The 19,072-nt window shown below is 70.6% G+C and carries 15 protein-coding genes; 5 read left to right on the top strand and 10 right to left on the bottom strand.

What is annotated here, in order from left to right:
- Positions 1 to 73: 73 nt before the first annotated feature.
- The 6 genes from OHA77_RS19045 to OHA77_RS19020 form a co-directional block, all read right to left on the bottom strand.
- Complete coding sequence (locus OHA77_RS19045) at positions 74 to 1,189, bottom strand: sn-glycerol-3-phosphate ABC transporter ATP-binding protein UgpC (protein WP_326819325.1); 1,116 nt, start codon at positions 1,187 to 1,189, stop codon at positions 74 to 76.
- A gap of 45 nt (positions 1,190 to 1,234) precedes the next feature.
- A complete protein-coding gene (locus tag OHA77_RS19040; RefSeq protein WP_406319349.1) occupies positions 1,235 to 2,263 on the bottom strand; it encodes an NAD(P)-dependent alcohol dehydrogenase in 1,029 nt (342 codons plus the stop codon).
- A gap of 12 nt (positions 2,264 to 2,275) precedes the next feature.
- Positions 2,276 to 3,196, bottom strand: coding sequence for a carbohydrate ABC transporter permease (locus OHA77_RS19035; protein WP_406319348.1), 921 nt, complete (start codon positions 3,194 to 3,196; stop codon positions 2,276 to 2,278).
- A gap of 8 nt (positions 3,197 to 3,204) precedes the next feature.
- Entirely contained in the window at positions 3,205 to 4,140 is a 936-nt protein-coding gene (locus tag OHA77_RS19030; RefSeq protein ID WP_406319346.1) for a carbohydrate ABC transporter permease, read from the bottom strand.
- Positions 4,141 to 5,604 (bottom strand): extracellular solute-binding protein, encoded by a 1,464-nt coding sequence (locus tag OHA77_RS19025; protein WP_406319345.1) that lies wholly within the window; start codon positions 5,602 to 5,604, stop codon positions 4,141 to 4,143.
- A 247-nt stretch (positions 5,605 to 5,851) separates the two neighbouring features.
- Positions 5,852 to 7,339 carry a mannitol dehydrogenase family protein gene (locus OHA77_RS19020; RefSeq protein ID WP_406319344.1) on the bottom strand — a complete coding sequence of 496 codons (1,488 nt, stop codon included), beginning with the start codon at positions 7,337 to 7,339 and terminating at the stop codon, positions 5,852 to 5,854.
- A gap of 309 nt (positions 7,340 to 7,648) precedes the next feature.
- Between OHA77_RS19020 and OHA77_RS19015 the strand changes: the two genes are divergently transcribed.
- Entirely contained in the window at positions 7,649 to 7,819 is a 171-nt protein-coding gene (locus OHA77_RS19015) for a hypothetical protein (RefSeq protein ID WP_406319343.1), read from the top strand.
- Positions 7,820 to 7,844: 25 nt separating this feature from the next.
- On the opposite strand, the gene OHA77_RS19010 is transcribed toward OHA77_RS19015, so the two are convergent.
- Together OHA77_RS19010 and OHA77_RS19005 are read right to left on the bottom strand one after the other, a co-directional pair.
- Entirely contained in the window at positions 7,845 to 8,489 is a 645-nt protein-coding gene (locus OHA77_RS19010) for a LysE family translocator (protein ID WP_326819331.1), read from the bottom strand.
- Positions 8,490 to 8,727: 238 nt separating this feature from the next.
- Positions 8,728 to 9,606: a DUF4429 domain-containing protein gene (locus OHA77_RS19005; protein WP_406319342.1), complete on the bottom strand. Its 879-nt coding sequence runs from the start codon at positions 9,604 to 9,606 to the stop codon at positions 8,728 to 8,730.
- A 121-nt stretch (positions 9,607 to 9,727) separates the two neighbouring features.
- Between OHA77_RS19005 and OHA77_RS19000 the strand changes: the two genes are divergently transcribed.
- The 3 genes from OHA77_RS19000 to OHA77_RS18990 all read left to right on the top strand — a co-directional run bounded on the left by OHA77_RS19000 (position 9,728) and on the right by OHA77_RS18990 (position 14,674).
- Complete coding sequence (locus OHA77_RS19000; protein WP_406319341.1) at positions 9,728 to 11,005, top strand: aminotransferase class I/II-fold pyridoxal phosphate-dependent enzyme; 1,278 nt, start codon at positions 9,728 to 9,730, stop codon at positions 11,003 to 11,005.
- A gap of 150 nt (positions 11,006 to 11,155) precedes the next feature.
- Positions 11,156 to 12,397, top strand: coding sequence for an MFS transporter (locus OHA77_RS18995; RefSeq protein WP_406319340.1), 1,242 nt, complete (start codon positions 11,156 to 11,158; stop codon positions 12,395 to 12,397).
- Between the two features lie 393 nt (positions 12,398 to 12,790).
- Complete coding sequence (locus tag OHA77_RS18990) at positions 12,791 to 14,674, top strand: ABC transporter ATP-binding protein (RefSeq protein WP_406319339.1); 1,884 nt, start codon at positions 12,791 to 12,793, stop codon at positions 14,672 to 14,674.
- Between the two features lie 128 nt (positions 14,675 to 14,802).
- Here OHA77_RS18990 and OHA77_RS18985 read toward each other — a convergent pair whose 3' ends face one another.
- Positions 14,803 to 16,221: a rhamnulokinase family protein gene (locus OHA77_RS18985; protein WP_406319337.1), complete on the bottom strand. Its 1,419-nt coding sequence runs from the start codon at positions 16,219 to 16,221 to the stop codon at positions 14,803 to 14,805.
- Positions 16,222 to 16,223: 2 nt separating this feature from the next.
- Positions 16,224 to 17,273, bottom strand: coding sequence for a LacI family DNA-binding transcriptional regulator (locus OHA77_RS18980; protein ID WP_406319336.1), 1,050 nt, complete (start codon positions 17,271 to 17,273; stop codon positions 16,224 to 16,226).
- A 296-nt stretch (positions 17,274 to 17,569) separates the two neighbouring features.
- On the opposite strand from OHA77_RS18980, the gene OHA77_RS18975 reads away from it, so the two are divergent.
- Positions 17,570 to 19,033 carry a sugar ABC transporter ATP-binding protein gene (locus OHA77_RS18975; protein WP_406319843.1) on the top strand — a complete coding sequence of 488 codons (1,464 nt, stop codon included), beginning with the start codon at positions 17,570 to 17,572 and terminating at the stop codon, positions 19,031 to 19,033.
- The last annotated feature ends 39 nt before the right edge of the window (positions 19,034 to 19,072 follow it).

Genomic DNA, 19,072 nt, shown 5'->3' with positions numbered 1-19,072 from the left:
GTGCTCCCCGCGGCCGCGCGGAGTCACGGACGTCGTGACCGGGTACGGTCCGGGAACCCGGAGGCTCCGGCGGTCAGGTGGGTAGCCGCCGGCCGGTGACGGCGGAGAAGAGCCGCTCCTTGCCCAGCATGATCCGCAGACGGACCTGGTCGCCCTTGGCCGGCGGCGCGTTGGGGTCGACCCGGGCGATGACGGTCTGTTCGAGGAGCTCCGGGTAGGTCGTGTCGGTGTAGCGGCCGTAGAGGAAGGCGTCCGAGCCGAGCTCCTCGACGACGGTGACGTTGACCGGGAAGGTCCTGAAACCACCGTCGTCCTCCCCCACCACGTTGAGAGCCTCGGGCCGGAAGCCGATGATGACGCGGTCGCCGCCCTCGCTCCGGAGCGCCTTGAGCGTCTCGCCGGTCAGCCGTATCCGCGTCCCGGCGAGGACCGCCTCCTCGCCTTCGACGCGGAACTCGGCCAGGTTCATCGCCGGGGAGCCGATGAAGCCGGCGACGAAGACGTTGGCCGGATGCTGGTAGAGGCGCAACGGCGTGTCGACCTGCTGGAGAAGCCCGTCCTTGAGGACGGCGACCCGGTCGCCCATCGTCATGGCCTCGATCTGGTCGTGGGTCACGTAGACCGTCGTCACCCCGAGCCGGTGCTGCAGTTCGGCGATCTGGGTGCGGGTCTGCACGCGCAGCTTGGCGTCCAGGTTGGACAGCGGCTCGTCCATGAGGAACACCTTCGGCTCGCGCACGATCGCCCGGCCCATGGCCACCCGCTGCCGCTGTCCGCCGGAGAGCTCCTTGGGCCTGCGGTCGAGGAACTCCTCCAGGTCCAGCAGACGGGCAGCCTCGCGGACCCGGCGGGCACGCTCGTCCTTGGAGACCTTCATCACCCGCAGGGCGAAGCCCATGTTGTCGGCCACCGACATGTGCGGATAGAGCGCGTAGTTCTGGAAGACCATCGCGATGTCCCGATCGCGCGGCGGCAGATGGGTGACGTCGCGCTCGCCGATGGCGATGCGCCCGCCGTCGACCCTTTCGAGCCCGGCGAGCATGCGCAGGGAGGTGGACTTCCCGCAGCCCGACGGGCCGACGAGCACCAGGAACTCGCCGTCGTTGATGTCGAGGTCGAGGCCGTCCACCGCGGGCCGTTCGGTTCCGGGGTAGACGCGGGTCGCCTCGTCGTAAAGGACTCTGGCCATCGATCTCTCCTTACGGGTCGCTGAGAAAGGCTGACTCGGGGGCCGTCACTCCTGTGGCCGGACGACCGCCTTGACCAACCCGGGGTCGCGGGTGCCGGCCGTGAGCGCCTGCTCGACCTCGGCCAGGCCGTAGTGGCCGGTGACCAGGGCGTCCAGCCGGACGCGGCCCGCCGCGGCCAGCGAGATGGCCGCCGGCCAGGTGTTGGCATAGCGGAACGTGCCCGTCACCTCGATCTCGCGTGTCTGCACGTGCGACAGCGGCAGCGGGACCTCGTCCCCGCCCATGCCGATGAGGACGACCCGGCCGGCCCGCCCCACCGCCCGGACGGCCTCCCCGATGGCGGCCGGATGACCCGAGCATTCGAGCAGCACGTCGGGGTCGAACCCGGCTTCGGCCAGGCGGTCCTCACGCACGTCGAGGGTCTCGCTCGCGCCGAGGTCGCGGGCCAGTCCGAGCCGGGTGGGGTTGATGTCAGTGATCATGACATCGGTGGCGCCGAAGGCCCGCGCGGCCTGCAGGCAGAGCAGTCCGACCGGGCCGGCGCCGGTGACGAGCACGCGGGCGCCCGGCCCGACCCGCGCCTTCCGGCAGGCCCACACACCCACCGACAGCGGCTCGATCAGGGCGGCGGCGTCATCGGACAGCGCGTCCGGGACGGGGTGGGCGAACTCCTCGTGCACGACGACGTACTCGCAGAAGGCACCGTCGATCGGCGGGGTGCCGAAGAACCGCATCCGCGGGCAGAGGTTGTACCGGCCGGCCCGGCAGAGCGGGCAGGTGAAGTCGGGCACCCCCGGCTCCAGGGAGACACGCTGCCCCGGGCGGTGCCGGTCGGCCCCGGGACCGGCGCCGGCCACGGTCCCGCACGGCTCGTGGCCGAGCACCAGCGGGGACCGCATCACGAAGTCGCCGATCCGCCCGTGTTCGTAGTAGTGCACGTCGGAACCGCAGGTCCCAACCGAGGCGACCCGTACGAGCACCTCCCGGGGGCCGGGCTCGGGCCGAGGCCGCTCCTCCGTCGTGATCTTGCCTATCTCGTGCAGTACGGCCGCGCGCATGGTGGGTTCGGTCATGGCCCTTCGCTCCTACTCCCCGGTGACGGCGCCGAGGGTGAGCCCGGTGACCAGCCAGCGGCGTACGGCGAGCCCGGCGAGCATCATCGGCACGACCACGATCGTGCCGATGGCGGTGAGCTGGCCCCAGTCGATGCCCGTCTGGGTGACCAGCTGGGAGGCGGCGATGGGCAGCGTCTGGGAGTTCGGTCCGGAGAAGACCACGGCGAACGCATAGTCGTTCCAGGCGAAGACCAGGCACAGCACGAAGGTGGTGACCAGCCCCGACTTGGTCAGCGGGAGGATGACCGTACGGAAGGCCTGCCAGCGGGTGCAGCCGGCGACGAGCGCGGACTCCTCCAGGGACGGCGGCACCTCGGCGAAGAACGCGCTCATCAGCCAGATGGCGAACGGCAGGTTGAAAGTCAGGTAGGCCAGCACCAGGCCGGGAATCGAGTCGATCAGGCCGAGCCCGCGGAAGATGAGGAACAGCGGGACCACGATCGCCGCGATGGGCGCCATACGGGTCGAGATGATCCAGAAGGCCAGGTGCTTCTTCCCGTGCATCCGGGTCCGCGCCAGGCCGTAGCCGGCGAGCGCGCCCAGGCAGACCGCGAGCACCGCGGAGATCCCGGCGGCGAGGACACTGTGCCAGATGTAAGGCCCGAGGTTGTTCGAGCCGGTGAACAGGTTGCGGTAGTTGTCCAGGGTCGGCGCGAACAGGACCTGCGGCGTGGCCGCGGTCACGTCCGTCCGGTTCTTGAACGACGACAGCAGCATCCAGAGAAGGGGGACCAGCGTCCAGAGCAGGGCTACGGTGAGCAGGATCGCCACCGTCCAGCGGGTGCGCCGGCTGCTGTCCTCAAGCGGGGACTGCGGCACCCCTGGCGGGGCCGCGACGATCACTCGCCCGTCTCTCCGCGCGGCCTGGCCGGCGGGCGAACGCGGCGTCATCGAGGCGCTCATCGGGTCAACCCCCTGGTGTCCAGCAGCCGGACGAAGGTGCGGGCGATGAAGATCGAGAAAGCCAGCATCGCCAGGCCGATGGCGGCGGCGTAACCGAAGTCGAAGAAACGGAACGCGGTCTCGTACAGCCGGATAGGGACGATCTTGGTCGCGTCCGCGGGCCCGCCGTTGGTGGTGACCCAGATGATGTCGAAGTAGCGGATGGCGTCCATCGAGCGGATGAGCAGCGCGACGAGCAGCACGTTGGAGATCGCCGGGAAGACGATGTACCGCAGCGTCATCCACCCCGGGGCGCCGTCGACGGCGGCGGCCTCCCGCACCGACTGGGGCACGCCGGACAGCCCGGCGAGGGTGATCAGGGCGATCAGCGGGGTCCACTCCCATACGTCCATCAGCACGACGGCGGCGAAGGCGCCGACCGGGCTGCCGAGGATGTCGCCGCTGAAGCCGAGGGAGCGCAGCATCCACGAGTAGAGGCCGAAGGTGGAGTCGGTGAGGTAGCGGCCCAGCAGACCGACGATCACGGGTGCGGCGAACATCGGCAGCAGCACCAGGCTGAGCAGGATGTTGCGGGCGCGCAGCACCCGGTACAGGCACAGCGCGATGCCGAGCCCCAGCACCATCTCCAACCCGACGGTGAGCACGAAGTAGATGAGCGTGCGGAGCCACGACATCCACATGTCGGGGTCGGTGAAGAAGCGCACCCAGTTGCCGAGGCCCACCGGTTCGAGCCGCACTCCGCCCAGCAGCCGGACACGGGAGAAGCTCATCGCGATCAGGGCGAGGAAGGGCACGATCGACAGTGCGGCCAGCAGGATGAGGCCGGGGATCATCATCTTGCCTTCGAAACCGATCCGCGGCTCCTTGGGAGCGGCGGCCTCGGGCCGGGTCGATCGGCGGAGCACCGGTGAGGAGTCCGCGGCCTGCGCCATCTAGGCCACCCACCCTCGTGCCACGATCCGGTCCACCCGCGACTTGATCGAACGCATCGCCTCCTCCGGTGACCCCGACCCGGTGAGCATCCGGGACAACTGCGTGAAGATCGCGGTGTTGCACTCGTTCCACATCGGGATCTTGGGTCGCAGGCCGATCCGGTCGGACTGCCAGGCCTGCCGTACCGCGGCGGCCGTGAGCATGTTGGGCATCGGTGAAGGCCGCTTCTCGGCCGCACGCACTTCTGGCAGCTCGTACACGGAGGTCCGGGTGGGGGTGCCCCCGCCGGCCTTGCTCCTGAGGTTGGCGAGCTGCGTCTGGGGCGAGGTGGCCCACACGAGGAACAGCCAGGCCGCACCGCGCTCGTGCGGCAGCGTGTTCGCGCTGATCGCCACGCCCGTGCCCCCGTACATGTTGGCCGTGCCGGCCGGGCCCTTGGGCAGCGGCGCGTAGTCGACCTTGCCGGGGAGCACCTCCTCGTTGCTGGCCGCGTACTCGTGCCAGTTCGGGCACATCGCCAGCTGGCCCGCCCGGAACGCGGCGCCCACGCCGTCCCAGTCCCACGTCCTCGATGCGGGGTCGGCGATGCCGAGCAGCCGGTTGTAGAACTCCGCACCCGCGATCGCGGCGGCGGAGTCGAGCCGGCACGGGCCGGGGTCCCGCGACCCCATGCGCCCCACTTCCTTGCCGTCGTCGAAGTAGTCCCCGCCGTAGGACCACAGCACGTTGCTGAAGTCGTTCATCAGGGAGTCGTGCTGGCGGGCCTGGTGCCCGGTGCCGTACTTGACGTCCGACGTCGCGTTCTTGTTGAACCACCGGGCGATCTCGAAGTACTCCTCCCAGGTCCGGTCGCCGCCCGGAGTGGGGTCGAAGCCGAGGTCGTTCGCCATGCGGCTGCGATATCTGTCGAACAGGTCGCGCCGGTACTGCCAGATCATCGTCGGCGCGTCGTACGGCAGGGCGTAGACCGCTCCGGGGTCGATGAACCGGCCGGCGGCGTCGAGCTGGGTGGGGATGAAGTCCGTCATGCCGCCGGGCAGGTCCGGCAGGGCCGGATCGGCCTGCAGCGAACGCAGGTCCACCAGCCCCCGCTGGTACGGCGCGAGCACCTGGTAGGGGTCGGCGTAGACCACCTGGTACTGGGCCCGGCCCGAGGCCAGATCCAGGGCGACCCGCTGGACCAGGGCGGTCAGCTCCAGCGTCACGATGTTGACGTTGATCCCCGTCAGGTCGACGAACGGGCGGATGTTCGCGGCGATGGCCGCCGTGGGGGCGGTGTTCTCCGAGATGAAGTTCAGGGTGGCGCCCTTGAACTGGCGCCACTGGTCGCCGCCGGCGGTTCGCACCACATCGCTGCGGGAGCCGCAGGCGCTCAGGCCCCCGGCCAGAGTCAGCGACGCCCCGGTGGCCAAGGCGCCCCGGAGGACGTCGCGTCTGCTCGGCTCGCGTGGATAGCGGTCCACTGCACCTCCTGACACTCAGGTGGAGGCATCAATGACAGTCCTATTACATAAAAAATGGCGAAGTAAACACATATGTGATATTTTTTCATAAATTATGTAATATCTTTGTTTTCGCTACTCGAAGAGCCGGGCAGGCGTGCCAGGCCGCACGGATGTCGGCCGCCGATCAACGCGTCCAGGTCGTATGTTCCGCCGTTGTCGCGCAATTCACCCGTTGTTCCGCCACCGGCGATACGGGTGGAAAAGCTCAGGCGCGTATCCCCGGTCCCGCGAGTTCTCGCACCGTCGCACGGGCGCCCGCCGAGTGCAGCGATTCGAGTGCGCGCAGATACGGTTCGACGAACCGCCGGTCGTCGGCGAGGTCACCGAAGAGGTCTCGATTCTCGATGAAGGCCGTCGGGTGCTCACGCTGCGTCCTCGCGGTGGCCGTCAACCGCTCCTTCAACCGGTCGACCAGTTCGATCGGTTCGCCGGATTCGTCGACGCCTTCCGCGTAGCGCGCCCAGCCGGCCACCACGGCGGCCGCGCGCGTGACCTCGCCGCCGCGGGCCAGCTGCTCGCGCACCACAGGAAGCAGCCATTTCGGGATCCGGTCCGACGCCTCGGCGCACAGTCGGGCGAGCGTGTCCCGCACCTCGGGGTTGGCGAACCGTTCGATGAGAGTCCGCTTGTAGTCGTCCAGGTCGATGCCCGGCACCGGCCGGAGCGTCGGCGTGGCCTCGATGTCCATGTAGCCGAGAAGGAACGCGGCGATCGCCGGGTCGGTGGCCGCCTCGTGGGCGTACCGGTACCCGCTGAGGTAACCGAAGTAGCAGAGCGCCTGGTGGCCGGCGTTCAGCAGGCGCAGCTTCATCAGCTCGTACGGCTCCACATCCGCGACGACCTGGACCCCGGCCTCCTCCCAGGGGGGACGCCCGGTGGGGAAACGCTCCTGGAGCACCCACTGGGTGAACGGTTCGCAGACGACCGGCCAGGCATCCTCGACGCCGGACCGCAGCGCCAGGGCCTCGCGGTCCTGGTCGGTGGTGACGGGGGTGATGCGATCGACCATCGAATCGGGGAACGCGACGGCGTCCTCGATCCAGGCGGCGAGGCCGGAGTCGACGAGCCGGGCGAACGCCGTGAAGGTGCGTCGCGCGACATCCCCGTTCCGCTGGATGTTGTCGCACGACATGAGGGTGAACGGGGCGACCCCCCGGGCGCGCCGGCGGCGCAGGGCTTCGACGACGAGCCCGAACACCGTGGCGGGGGCCGCGCCGGGCTTCAGGTCCGCGCGGATCGCGGGGTTCTCCGCGTCGAACTCCCCGGTGACGGGGTGGATGTTGTAGCCGCCTTCGGTGACCGTGAGCGACACGATCCGGACCGCCGGGTCGGCCATCCTCTCGACGACCGCCTCCGGATCGTCGGGGGCGAAGAGGTATTCGACGATCGATCCGATGACGCTGGCCTCACGTGCTCCATCGGGGTGTTTCAACACGAGCGTGTAGAGGCCGTCCTGCGCGGTCAGCGCGTCGCGCATCCGCGAATCGCCGGGAAGGATCCCGACGCCGCAGATCGCCCAGTCGTGTGCCCTGCCGTCGTTCATCAGCCGGTCGAGGTACATCGCCTGATGCGCGCGGTGGAATCCCCCCACCCCGAAATGGACGATGCCGACCGTGAGCTTCGACCGATCGTAGGAGGGAACCGCCACCTCGTCGGGGAGGTTCCCCACTGTCTCCTGCCTCAGCGCGGTCACTGCCGTCGATCTCCTCTTCAGTGACGTCTCTGTTCTGTCTTTACGCCTGGCACGGCCAACTCCAACAGCCTCGAATTTCAAATTCTCGGCATAACATTTCATTCTCATAGTCGGAAGTGCGATTGATGGAGAAATCGCCTGCGGGGCCGGGCGAGGAGAACAGGGGTGCCGTCGACGCCCCGGTCATCGGCGACCGGCCCATGACCGGCGGCTCCCGGCGATTCCCGTGTCAACCAAGAAGATTGCGGGAATCGGTCATATCTGAACCTGTAATCCTCTGTGGAGTCATGGGTGATTACACAGGGGTTTGTGATCGCCCTGCCGGGCGCCGCGGTGATGTCCTCGCGGGCGACCCAGGGCGACCCAGGGCGACCCAGGGCGACCCAGGGCGACACCGGGGCGAAGGGTGAGACCCGGGTGAGAGTCGCCCCGCTTGCCAGCCCGGACAAGGACATGATGGTGCGGCAGTGCGGTGCTTGAGCCTTCACCGGCACGCGGACCTGGCTCAGGTGGGGCCGGGAGTGCGAGACAGGGCGGTGCGCAGCGCGAAGGCGCCGAGCAGGCCGCCTGCCGTGAACCGCTGGACGGTCATGGCGCGGGGTCGGGCGGCCAGAAAACCCGACACGCGTGCTGCGCCCAGCATGATCAGAGCGTTCACGGAGATCCCCACGATGATCTGCACACCACCGAGCTGCAGCAGTTGTCCCCAGGCCGGACCTGCCTGCGGGTCCAGGAACTGGGGCAGCAGGGCGGCGTACATGAGAGCGATCTTGGGGTTGAGCAGGTTGGTCAGCAACCCCATCGAGAACAGGCGGGCGTCGGAGACCGGAGGCAGGTCCTGGGCCGGGGCGAAGGGCGAGCGGCCGCCGGGCTTGAGCATGCCCCAGGCGAGGTAGGCCAGGTAAACGGCCCCGGCGAGCTTGACCACCGTGAACGCCAACGGCACAGCGGCGAACAACGCGGACAGGCCCGCAGCCGCGGCCAGCAGGTAGCACACGAATCCCACGGCGGTCCCACCGAGGCTGACCAGGCCCGCCCTGCGGCCTTGGGTGATCGCGCGGGAGGCAAGGTGGATCATGTTCGGTCCCGGAGTCAGGGCCATGCCCAGTTCGAGCAGGGCCACCCCTCCGACTGCGGTCAGAGTGATCACCGGTCAACCTCCTGGTCGTTCGTCGGGCAGCCGATACGGAATGGGTCGCCCAGTCGCAACGGACGGCTACGACGCACCAGCGGCGCCTGTCTCGCTCCTGCAGAATAGGGCTACGCCGCTTGAGATCTGCACGCACCGCAGGTCCCAGACGTCCTCGGCCAGGAGCGGCCCACGGCTCGGCAGTCACCCGGGCCGACAAGGCCGCCATGCTCGCCCGGCGCCGGTAGGCCCCGTCGTCTCAGAAGCGCCGGAGCAGCGCCTGCTTGGCGACGGTGAACTCCTCCTCGGTGAGCACGCCGTCCCGGCGCAGCTCACCCAGCTCGCGCAGGCGGCGCAGGAGGGCGTCGTGGTCGTCGCCCTTTTCTCCGGAGGGCGGCGCGGTCGTCTCCGGCGCGTCGAGGGCGGGAGGCGGCGCCGAGGGATGCGGCAGCCGTGCGAGGAGGGCGGTGACGAACAGCGCCGCGGTCCGGGTCTCCTTGTCCATGCCCCACAGGAGCAGGCAGTGCGGGTCGTGTTTGGGAGCCAGCTTGTGCGCCGGACCCCTGACCTGGAAACGGAGGTGCCCGTTCTCCAGGCCGGCGGACGGGATCCACTCCACCCCGACCAGGTCCTTCAGCGGGAACCGCTGGGGACCGGCCGACTTCTTGCCTCCCTCGACCGCCCAGTTCCACTCGACACGGACCGACTCGCCGTCGAACGTCGCGGTGCCGTCACCCCCCGACACCGCCAGCGGCAGCCCGGGACCGGGCAGCAGGTAGCGGTCGCTGGGGCCGTCGGGCACCTGCTCGATCACCAGGGCGTTGCGCACCTCGTCGACGAAGTACTCGGCGACGCCCGTGCGGTCGGGGTCGACGGCCAGCTGGTAGGGGTCGGCCGCCTCGGAGATGCGCCCGCGCGCCGCCTGGGTGAACGGGTCGGCGCCCTCGCGGAGCCGGAGCCGGAGCCGCCCGCCCTTCTTGCCGGGTTCGTAGGCGATGCCCGCGACCGCCGTCAGCGGGATCGCCACCTCGCCGAGGAGCTGCCGCAGCTTGTTCACGCTCCGATCGTGGCCGGGCACGATCCGCAGGATCTCGCCGTCGAACGTCCATGTCCCGTCCCGAACCATGACCTCCGCCATACCTGGATCTTACGGCGGCCACCACCGGCCGGTCTCCGGGGAAACCGGGCCGGTTTCCGGTCACGGCTCGGGGCCTTCTATCCTCGAAGTCCACCCGTGATCGGCAGGCGAAGGAACCCCCGTGACCTTTTCGGCCCTGAACCTCGACGAGCTGACCGCGCAGCGCGACCGCGCTCTGCGTGACTACGACGCGCTCGTCCGGCGAGGCCTCTCCCTCGACCTCACCCGGGGCAAGCCCTCGGGCCGGCAGCTCGATCTGGCCTCCGCCCTGCTGACCCTTCCCAGCGGTCACACCGCCGCCGACGGCACCGACTGCCGCAACTACGGCGGGCTGCAGGGCCTCCCCGAGCTCCGGGAGATCTTCAGCGGCCTGCTGCAGGTCCCCGCCGGCCAGCTCGTCGCGGGCGGCAACTCCAGCCTCTCGCTGATGCACGACTCCATCGTGCACGCCATGCTCGGTACGGTGCCGGGCGCCGCCCGCCGCTGGGCGGACGAGCCGCGGATCGCGTTCCTGTGCCCCGTCCCCGGATACGACCGCCACTTCGCCCTGTGCGAGCGGTTCGGCATCGAGCTCATCCCCGTGCCGATGAACGCCGACGGTCCCGACATGGACGTCGTGGAGCGGCTCGTTGCCGAAGACGCCCAGATCAAGGGGATCTGGTGTGTGCCCAAGTACAGCAACCCCAGCGGCGTCTCCTACAGTGACGAGACGGTGCGCCGCCTGGCGGCCATGCCCGCCGCGGCACCGGATTTCCGGATCTTCTGGGACAACGCCTACGCCGTCCACCACCTCACGGACACGCCGGTGGAGATCGCCGACCTGCTGGCGCTGTGCGCCGGGAACGGCAACCCCGACCGCGCCTTCGTCTTCGCCTCCACCTCGAAGATCACTTTCAGTGGGAGCGGCGTCGGTTTCTTCGGCTCGTCCCCGGCCAACGTGGCGTGGCTGCTCGGGCACATGGCCAAGGGGACCATCGGCCCCGACAAGATCAACCAGCTCCGTCACGTGGAGTTCCTCCGTGACGAGGACGGCGTCCTCGCGCACATGCGCCGCCACCGCGAGCTGATCCGGCCGAAGTTCGACGTGGTCGACCTGATCCTCACCAAGGAGCTGGGCGGCACCGGCCTGGCGTCCTGGTCCGCCCCGGCCGGCGGTTACTTCATCGGCCTCGACGTGCTGGAGGGCTGCGCGCGCCAGGTGGTGAGCCGGGCGGCCGGCGCGGGCATCGCGCTGACCCCGGCGGGCGCCACCCACCCGTACGGTAACGACCCCCGGGACAGCACCATCCGCATCGCACCCACCTACCCGGAGTTGGACGAGGTCGAGCTGGCCATCGCGGGCCTGGCCGTCTGTGTGCGTCTGGTCGGGACTGAGAAGCTGCTGGAGCGGGTCGGCTGAGCGTTCTGGCCCAACCGATCCGACGGCTTTTGGACCTATGGAGACGGCGGCCCGCTCCCTACGGTGGTCATACCCACCCGGTGGGAGAGGGGGAGACCTGGCGATCGGCGTCCACATCACCCGGCTCATCGGTGATGACCAAGGAGCGCCATGTCCGGCAGGATCATTCCCCCCTCGGGGCCGCCGCGGGTCCTTGCCCTGGCCCAGCTGGCCAACGCGTTCGGTGACGGCGCGTACTACGTGTGCTCGGCGCTGTACTTCACCCGGGTCGTCGGGCTCTCTCCGACCCAGGTCGGCTTCGGACTGACCCTCGGCTGGGCCCTCGGCTCCGTGGCGGGGGTCCCGCTCGGGCACCTCGCCGACCGCCGGGGAGCCCGGGGTACCGCGGCGCTGCTGGCGGTGGCGACCGGCGCGGCGGTCGGCTCGTTCCTGTCCGTCCGGTCCTTCGCCGTGTTCGTCCTGGCCGCCTGCCTCTACACCTGCTGTCAGTGCGGTCTCGGGGCCGCCCGGCAGGCACTGCTCGCCGGGCTGGTGGACCGGACGGAGCGCACCAGGATCCGGGCCCACCTGCAGGCGACGGTGAACGCCGGACTGGCGGTCGGCGCGGCGCTCGGCGGCCTGGCACTGTATTTCGACACCCGGCAGGCGTATCTGGCGGTCCTCGCGATGGACGCGCTGAGCTTCCTGGCATCCGCCCTGGTGCTGCTCCGGCTCCCCGCCGTGCCGCCCTCGCCGCCGGCACCCGCCGGGCAGCCCGTGCTGGCGGTGCTCCGGGACAGGCCGTACGCGCTGGTCTCCCTCCTCAACATGATCATGCTGCTGTACATGCCCCTGCTCAGCCTCGCGATCCCCCTGTGGATCGTGGAGCGGACCCGGGCGCCGGGTTGGACGGTGTCGGCGCTGCTGGTGCTCAACACACTGAGCGTGGTGTTCTTCCAGGTGCGAGTGGCCCGGCGGGTGACCGATCTGGGCACCGCCTCCCGGTCCGTACGGCGGGCCGGCCTGGTGATGCTCGCCTCGTGCGCGGTGTTCGCGCTGTCGGCGGCCGGGTCCTCGCCATGGGCCGCCGCGGCCGTCCTGCTCGTGGCCGCCTGCCTGCAGGTGCTCGGCGAGATGATGCTCGCCTCCGGTGCCTGGGAGATCGGGTTCGACCTTGCCCCGCCGGACAGGCAGGGTCAGTACCAGGGGTTCTTCGGTGCGGGCACGGCGGTGGCGAGGATGCTCGGCCCGCTGCTGCTCACCACGTTGATCGTCACCTGGGGTCCGCCGGGCTGGTTCCTGCTGGGCGCCCTGTTCGTGCTCGCCGGGTCCGCGATGGGGCCCGCCGTACGCTGGGCGGAACGGAGCCGGGCGGCCTCCGCCGACGCTCTCCAGCCGGTGTCCTCCTCCTGATCCCTCAAGGGTGGAGCACGAGTTCCTTGAGCACCTTGCGACGGTGTCGCGCGGACTGTGCGCCGCGATGTCGACCGTCGTATCGACGGACGGCCCGTCGGTCCGGGCCGGTCGCCGAGGGCGTGGGCGGCGGTAGCGGAGTTGACCTCAAGTTAAGTTGAGGATTTAGGGTCATCCTGTGCCGTCGACCGGGAACGCCGGCGATGCCGTGGCCCCACCGAGGGAACAGCCAGGGCGGAGCCGAGCGTGATCCGTGCGACGGCTGCGATCGCCACGGCCGTGCGGCCGTTCCGTCGTTCCGCGGAGACGGCCCGTGGCGCCGGTCGGAGAATTTCTGTCGGTGCCCTGTGCGATCGTCGTAAACGGTTCCCCCCAGACTGCGGAGACAACGCGATGGACATGGAAGTGACCGCGTGGACATCGCTCTACCACGCGATGAACGCGCAGGACGATCGGCGGCCTTTCTCCATGGCCGCGCTCCGGCGCATCAGCGTCTTCGCGCGGCCCCACCGCCGACTGCTGACGTCCTACCTGCTGCTCAGCGTCGTGACGGCGGCGCTGGCGGTCGCGACCCCCGTGCTCGCGGGCCGGGTCGTCGACGCGATCGTCAACGGTGCCGCGGTGGACGTCGTCGTCGTGCTCGCGGCGCTCATCGCGGTCATCGCGCTGGCGGAGGCCGGGCTCGGGCTGATGACGCGGTGGCTGTCGGCGAGCATCGGCGAGGGCCTGATCCTCGACCTGCGCACCGCGGTCTTCGACCACGTGCAGCGCATGCCCATCGCCTTCTTCACCCGCACCCGCACCGGGGCGCTGGTCAGCAGGTTGAACAACGACGTCATCGGCGCGCAGCGGGCGTTCAGCGACACCCTCTCCGGTGTTGTGGGCAACCTCGTGACGCTCGTGCTCACCCTCGCCGTGATGATCGGGACATCCTGGCAGATCACCCTGCTCGCCCTGCTGCTGCTGCCGGTGTTCGTCCTGCCCGCCCGGCGGATGGGCACCCGGCTGGCGCGGCTCGAACGTGAGGCGGCCAACCACAACGCGGCCATGAGCACACAGATGACGGAGCGGTTCTCCGCACCCGGGGCGACGCTCGTGAAGCTCTTCGGCCGACCCGCCGACGAGTCGGCCGAGTTCGCGGCCAGAGTCCGGCGGGTGCGCGACATCGGGGTGCGCACCGCGATGGTGCAGTCGGTGTTCGTCACCGCGCTGATGCTGGTCTCGGCCCTCGCCCTGGCCCTCGTCTACGGCCTCGGCGGCTTCTACGCCCTGCGGGGGCAGTTGGAGCCGGGAGCCGTCGTCGCGATGGCGCTGCTGCTCACCCGCCTCTACGCCCCGCTGACCGCCCTGGCGAGCGCGCGGCTGGAGGTGATGAGCGCGCTGGTGAGCTTCGAGAGGGTCTTCGAGGTGCTGGACCTCAAGCCCCTGATCACCGAGCGGCCGGACGCCCGGCGGGTGCCCGACGGACCGGTGTCGGTGGAGTTCGACGGGGTGCGCTTCGGTTACCCGTCGGCGGACAAGGTGTCGCTGGCGTCGCTGGAGGAGGTGGCGACCCTCGACACGCGCGGCGGCGTCGAGGTCCTGCACGGGGTGTCGTTCCGCGCCGAGCCGGGGCAGATGGTGGCGCTGGTCGGGTCTTCGGGTGCCGGGAAGTCGACGATCGCCCAGCTGGTGCCGAGACTCTACGACGCGGAGGAGGGCACGGTGCGCCTGTCCGGCGTGGACGTCCGGGACCTGTCGGCGGAGTCGATCCGCGAGACGCTCGGGATGGTGACGCAGGACGGACACCTTTTCCACGAGTCGATCCGGGCGAACCTGCTGCTGGCCCGGCCGGAGGCGGCGGAGGACGAGCTGTGGGAGGTGCTGCGCCGCGCCCGGCTCGCCGACCTCATCGAGGCGCTGCCCGACGGGCTGGACACCGTCGTCGGCGAGCGCGGATACCGGCTCTCCGGCGGTGAGCGCCAGCGGTTGACGATCGCGCGGCTGCTGCTGGCGCGCCCGCGGGTGGTGATCCTCGACGAGGCCACCGCGCACCTGGACTCCACCTCGGAGGCGGCGGTGCAGGAGGCGCTGGGCGAAGCGCTGGCCGGGCGGACCTCGGTGGTGATCGCACACCGGCTGTCCACCGTCCGGGCCGCCGACCTCATCCTGGTGGTCGAGGACGGGCAGGTCGTGGAGCGCGGCACGCACACCGATCTCCTCGCGGCGGGCGGCCGCTACGAGGAGCTGTATCGGACCCAGTTCGACCAGCCGTCCGTCCGCGAGCCGGTCCACTGACCGCATCGCCGCACCTGGTGCCCGCCGCACCGGCGAAACGCCCCGGTGGCAGGTCGGCTCACCGGACCGGCGAAACGTCCTGGTGGCAGGGCGGATCGCCGGACCGGTGAGGCGGTCGGAACGGCGACTCAGCGCCCGGTGAGCCGGTCTTCGGCGCGTGCCCACGCCGACTCTTCGCCGCGGGGACGGTAGGTGACGAGCTGCTCGCTCCGCCGGACGAGCGCCCGGATGTCGGAGACCACGCCCTGGGCACGTGCCTGGACCAGGGCGTTGCCGAGGGCGGCGGCCTCCACCGGGCCGGCGACGACCGGCAGGCCGGTGGCGTCGGCGGTCATCTGGCAGAGCAGCGTGTTGCGGGCACCGCCGCCGACCACGTGCACGACCTCCACGTCCTGGCCGCTGAGCCGTACGGCGTCGCGGATCGTCCTGCGGTAGGCGAGGGCCAAACTCTCCATCACGCACCGGACGACCTGCGCCCGGTCGGCCGGGGGCCGCTGGCCGGTGCGCTCGCAGAAGGCGGTGATCCGGGCGGGCATGTCGCCGGGCGGCAGGAAGGCCGGGTCGTCGGGGTCGATCACCGCCTGGAACGGCGGGGCCTGCGCGGCGGCGGCGAGCAGGTCGGTCAGCTCGATGTCACCCCAGGCGCGCACGCACTCCTGCAGAATCCACAGGCCCATCACGTTACGCAGGTAGCGGATGGTGCCGTCCAGGCCGCCCTCGTTGGTGAAGTTGGCCAGGCGGCTCTCCTCGGTCAGGACGGGCCGGGAGAGTTCGAGTCCGACGAGCGACCAGGTGCCGGAGGAGATGTAGGCGAACCGTTCGGTGGCGGCGGGCACCGCCACGACCGCCGAGGCCGTGTCGTGCGAGGCCACCGCGGTGACCGGGGTCGAGCCGGGCAGCCCGGTCTCGGCGGCGACCTCGGCGCGGAGCGTCCCGGCGGCCGAACCCGGCCGTCGCAGCTCCGGGAGGATTCCGGCCGGCAGGCCCAGCCGGTCGGCCAGTTCCCGGGCCCATCCCCCGGCCCGCACGTCGTACAGCCCGGTGGTGGAGGCGTTGGTGCTCTCCGCGCCGACGGAACCGGTCAGCCAGTGGGTCAGCAGGTCCGGGATCAGCAACAGCGTCCCGGCCCGGCCGAGATCGGGGTCGGCGAGCAGCTGGTAGACCGTGTTGAACGGCAGGAACTGCAGGCCGCCGATCTGGTAGAGCGCGTCGGCACCCACCTCGCCGGTCACCCGCTCCATGATCCCGGCGGTCCGCCCGTCGCGATAGTGCACCGGGTTGCCGATGAGCCGCCCGGCCCCGTCAAGCAGGCCGTAGTCGACCGCCCAGGAGTCGATGCCGATCGAGTCGACCGGACCGGCCTCGCGCAGCCCGTCCAATATCCCCCGGTACAGGGCGAGGATGTCCCAGTGCAGGGTCTCGCCGACCCGGACCGGACGGTTCGCGAACCGGTGCGCCTCGGTGAGGTGCACCTGCCCGTCGTCGATCCGCGCGGTCATCACCCGCCCACTGGAGGCTCCTAGGTCGACTGCCGCGTAAACGCTCATTCTCATTCCTCGTCCGTCGTCGGATGGCCGCCGTGCTGCCGCACCCGGCCGGTCGACTCGCGGACGACCAGCTCGGGCTGGAACACGATCTGCCGGTGGGCGTGCGTGCCGGGATCACCGCACTCCTCCAGCAGCAACTCGGTGGCGATCTGCCCGAGCTTGTAGGTGGGTTGCCGGACCGAGCTGAGCGACACCGCCGAGGCCGCCGCGAAGTCGATGTCGTCGTAGCCGATCAGGGCCACCTCACCGGGCACGTCCACCCCGGCCTGCAGCAGACCGCGGAGCATGCCGAGAGCGAGCAGGTCGTTGGCGCAGAAGATCGCCTCCGGTAGCCGGCCGGAGGCGATGAGCCTCGCGGCCGCCTCCTGCCCCGCCCGCGCGGTCATCGCCGGCGCCTCCACCGTCTCCAGGGCGGCTGAGGGGTCGAGACCCGCGGCGGCGAGGGCCTGCCCGGCGCCGTGCCCCCGCTCCACGCACTGCCGGATGGTCTGCGGGCCGGTGAGGTAACAGATTTTCCGGGCGCCGCGGTCGAGCAGGTGGGCGACGGCCATCCGGCCGCCGGCCACGTCGTCGACGGTCACCGAGCACTGGTCGGGCCGGTGGGCGGGGTGGTCGATGAGCACCACGCTGATACCGCGCTCGCGCAGCCGGTCGACCCGATGGGGGGCGCCGTCCGACGGGGTGATCAGCACGCCGCGTACCCGGTGTTCGGCGAAGACGGTCAGGTTGTGCTCCTCCTTGGACGGCGAGCCGGCCGAGTTGCCCAGGATCACCGCGTAACCGAGGTCGCTGGCGACGTCCTCGGCTCCGGCCGCCACATCGGTGAAGAACGGGTTGCCGATGTCCATGACCGACAGCCCGATGGTCCGGCTGTGTCCGGCGCGGAGCGTCGACGCCGAGCCGTGCCGGACGAAACCGAGCTCGCGGATCGCGTGTCTGACGCGCTCCCGGGTCGCGGGCGCCACCCGTTCCGGCCGGTTGAGCACGTTCGAGACCGTGCCGGGCGAGACCCGCGCGAGCTGGGCGACCTCCTTGATGCTGACATCGCCCAACAGTGCATCTCCTCGGTCCGGCACAGATTAAAACGTGTTAGTGATCGTAGGCAAGACCTTACCCAAGTCTCTCCCGGCTCCGCCGGTTTCCTGGACCGCGAGCCATGCCGAGGGCGGCGTAACGCGTTGGAAACGGCGTATTCATCCCCTATTGACAAGCTTCGATCTCGGGATTAGCGTCCCGGCAATCCCCTAAAACGTTTTTAATCAGGGAAGGGACGTGGCCGGTGAGCGAACCGGGCGAACGGGAGGCGTCGTCCTCCGAGCGGGTCCCTCCCGTCCTGGCGCTGGCCGGGGTGAGCAAGGCGTTCGGCGCCGTACAGGCACTGCGGGAGGTCTCCCTTGAGCTGTACGCCGGGGAGGCGCACGCCCTGGCCGGGGAGAACGGGGCCGGGAAGTCCACCCTGGTGAAGACCCTGGCCGGGGTGCACCGCCCGGACACCGGACAGGTCCTCCTCGACGGGGAGCGGGTGGAGTTCCACAATCCCGCGGACGCCCAGCAGGCCGGGGTGGCGGTGATCTACCAGGAGCCCACGATGTTCCCCGACCTGTCGGTCGCCGAGAACATCTTCATCGGCCGCCAGCCCCGGGCCTCGCTCGGCCGTATCGACCGCGGCGCGATGCGCGCCAGGGCCGCCGAGCTCTTCACCCGCCTCGGCGTCGCCCTCGATCCCGAGCAGCCGGCCCGCGGCCTGTCCATCGCCGACCAGCAGCTCGTCGAGATCGCCAAGGCGCTCTCGCGGGACGCCCGGGTGCTCGTCATGGACGAGCCCACCGCGGCGCTCTCCGGCAACGAGGTCACCCGGCTCTTCAATGTGGTGAAGGCGCTGCGCGAGCAGGGCTGCGCGGTGCTGTTCATCTCCCACCGGCTCGATGAGATCTTCGAGCTCTGCCAGCGGGTCACCACACTGCGCGACGGCACCTGGATCGCCAGCGAGCCGGTCGCCGGGCTGACCCATGACGGCCTGGTCCGCCGGATGGTCGGCCGCGACCTCGACACCCTCTATCCCAAGCAGGAGACCGAGCCCGGCGAGGTGGCGCTCAAGGTCGGCCGTCTCACCCGCGAGGGCGTGTTCACCGACGTCTCCTTCGAGGTCCGGCGGGGCGAGATCGTGGCGCTCGCCGGTCTGGTGGGGGCGGGGCGCAGCGAGGTCGCCCGGGCGATCTTCGGCGTGGACCGGTGGGACGCGGGGACCGTCGAGGTGAACGGCAGGCGGCTGCCGGCCGCCTCCCCGACCGCCGCGATGGCCGCCGGCCTGGCCCTGGTCCCGGAGGACCGGCGGCAGCAGGGCCTGGTGATGGACCAGTCGATCGAGCGCAACATCGGGCTCACCGGCCTGAAGGCGCTGCGCCGCGGGCCGGTCATCTCCCGGGCCGCCGAACGGGACCGTGCCCGTGACTGGGCGATCCGGCTCCAGCTCAAGTTCAACGGGCTGTCCGACGCGGTGAACGTGCTCTCCGGCGGCAACCAGCAGAAGGTCGTGCTGGGCAAGTGGCTGTCCACCCGGCCCGAGGTGCTCATCATCGACGAGCCCACCCGGGGCATCGACGTGGGCACCAAGGCCGAGGTCCACCGGCTGCTGTCCCAGCTCGCCGCCGACGGCCTCGCCGTACTGATGATCTCCTCTGACCTGCCCGAGGTGCTCGGCATGGCCGACCGGGTGCTGGTCATGCAGGAGGGGCGGCTGGTGGCCGAGATCCCGCGGGAGCGGGCGACCGAGGAGAGCGTGATGACCGCCGCCACCGGGAGGGTCTCGTGATCGGGTCGACGGAGAGAACCGGTGAGCGCGGAGCCCCCG

This window comes from Streptosporangium sp. NBC_01639 (assembly GCF_045209755.1).
GTDB lineage: Bacteria > Actinomycetota > Actinomycetes > Streptosporangiales > Streptosporangiaceae > Streptosporangium.
Note: the sequence above shows the minus strand (reverse complement) of the source record. Positions and strands in the feature narration are given on the sequence as shown.

Excerpts from the sequence above, each read along its gene's own strand:
- OHA77_RS19045 (WP_326819325.1), bottom strand. The coding sequence starts at position 1,189 with ATGGCCAGAGTCCTTTACGACGAGGCGACCCGCGTCTACCCCGGAACC.
- OHA77_RS19040 (WP_406319349.1), bottom strand. The coding sequence starts at position 2,263 with ATGACCGAACCCACCATGCGCGCGGCCGTACTGCACGAGATAGGCAAG.
- OHA77_RS19035 (WP_406319348.1), bottom strand. The coding sequence starts at position 3,196 with ATGACGCCGCGTTCGCCCGCCGGCCAGGCCGCGCGGAGAGACGGGCGA.
- OHA77_RS19030 (WP_406319346.1), bottom strand. The coding sequence starts at position 4,140 with ATGGCGCAGGCCGCGGACTCCTCACCGGTGCTCCGCCGATCGACCCGG.
- OHA77_RS19005 (WP_406319342.1), bottom strand. The coding sequence starts at position 9,606 with ATGGCGGAGGTCATGGTTCGGGACGGGACATGGACGTTCGACGGCGAG.
- OHA77_RS18995 (WP_406319340.1), top strand. The coding sequence starts at position 11,156 with ATGTCCGGCAGGATCATTCCCCCCTCGGGGCCGCCGCGGGTCCTTGCC.
- OHA77_RS18990 (WP_406319339.1), top strand. The coding sequence starts at position 12,791 with ATGGACATGGAAGTGACCGCGTGGACATCGCTCTACCACGCGATGAAC.
- OHA77_RS18985 (WP_406319337.1), bottom strand. The coding sequence starts at position 16,221 with ATGAGCGTTTACGCGGCAGTCGACCTAGGAGCCTCCAGTGGGCGGGTG.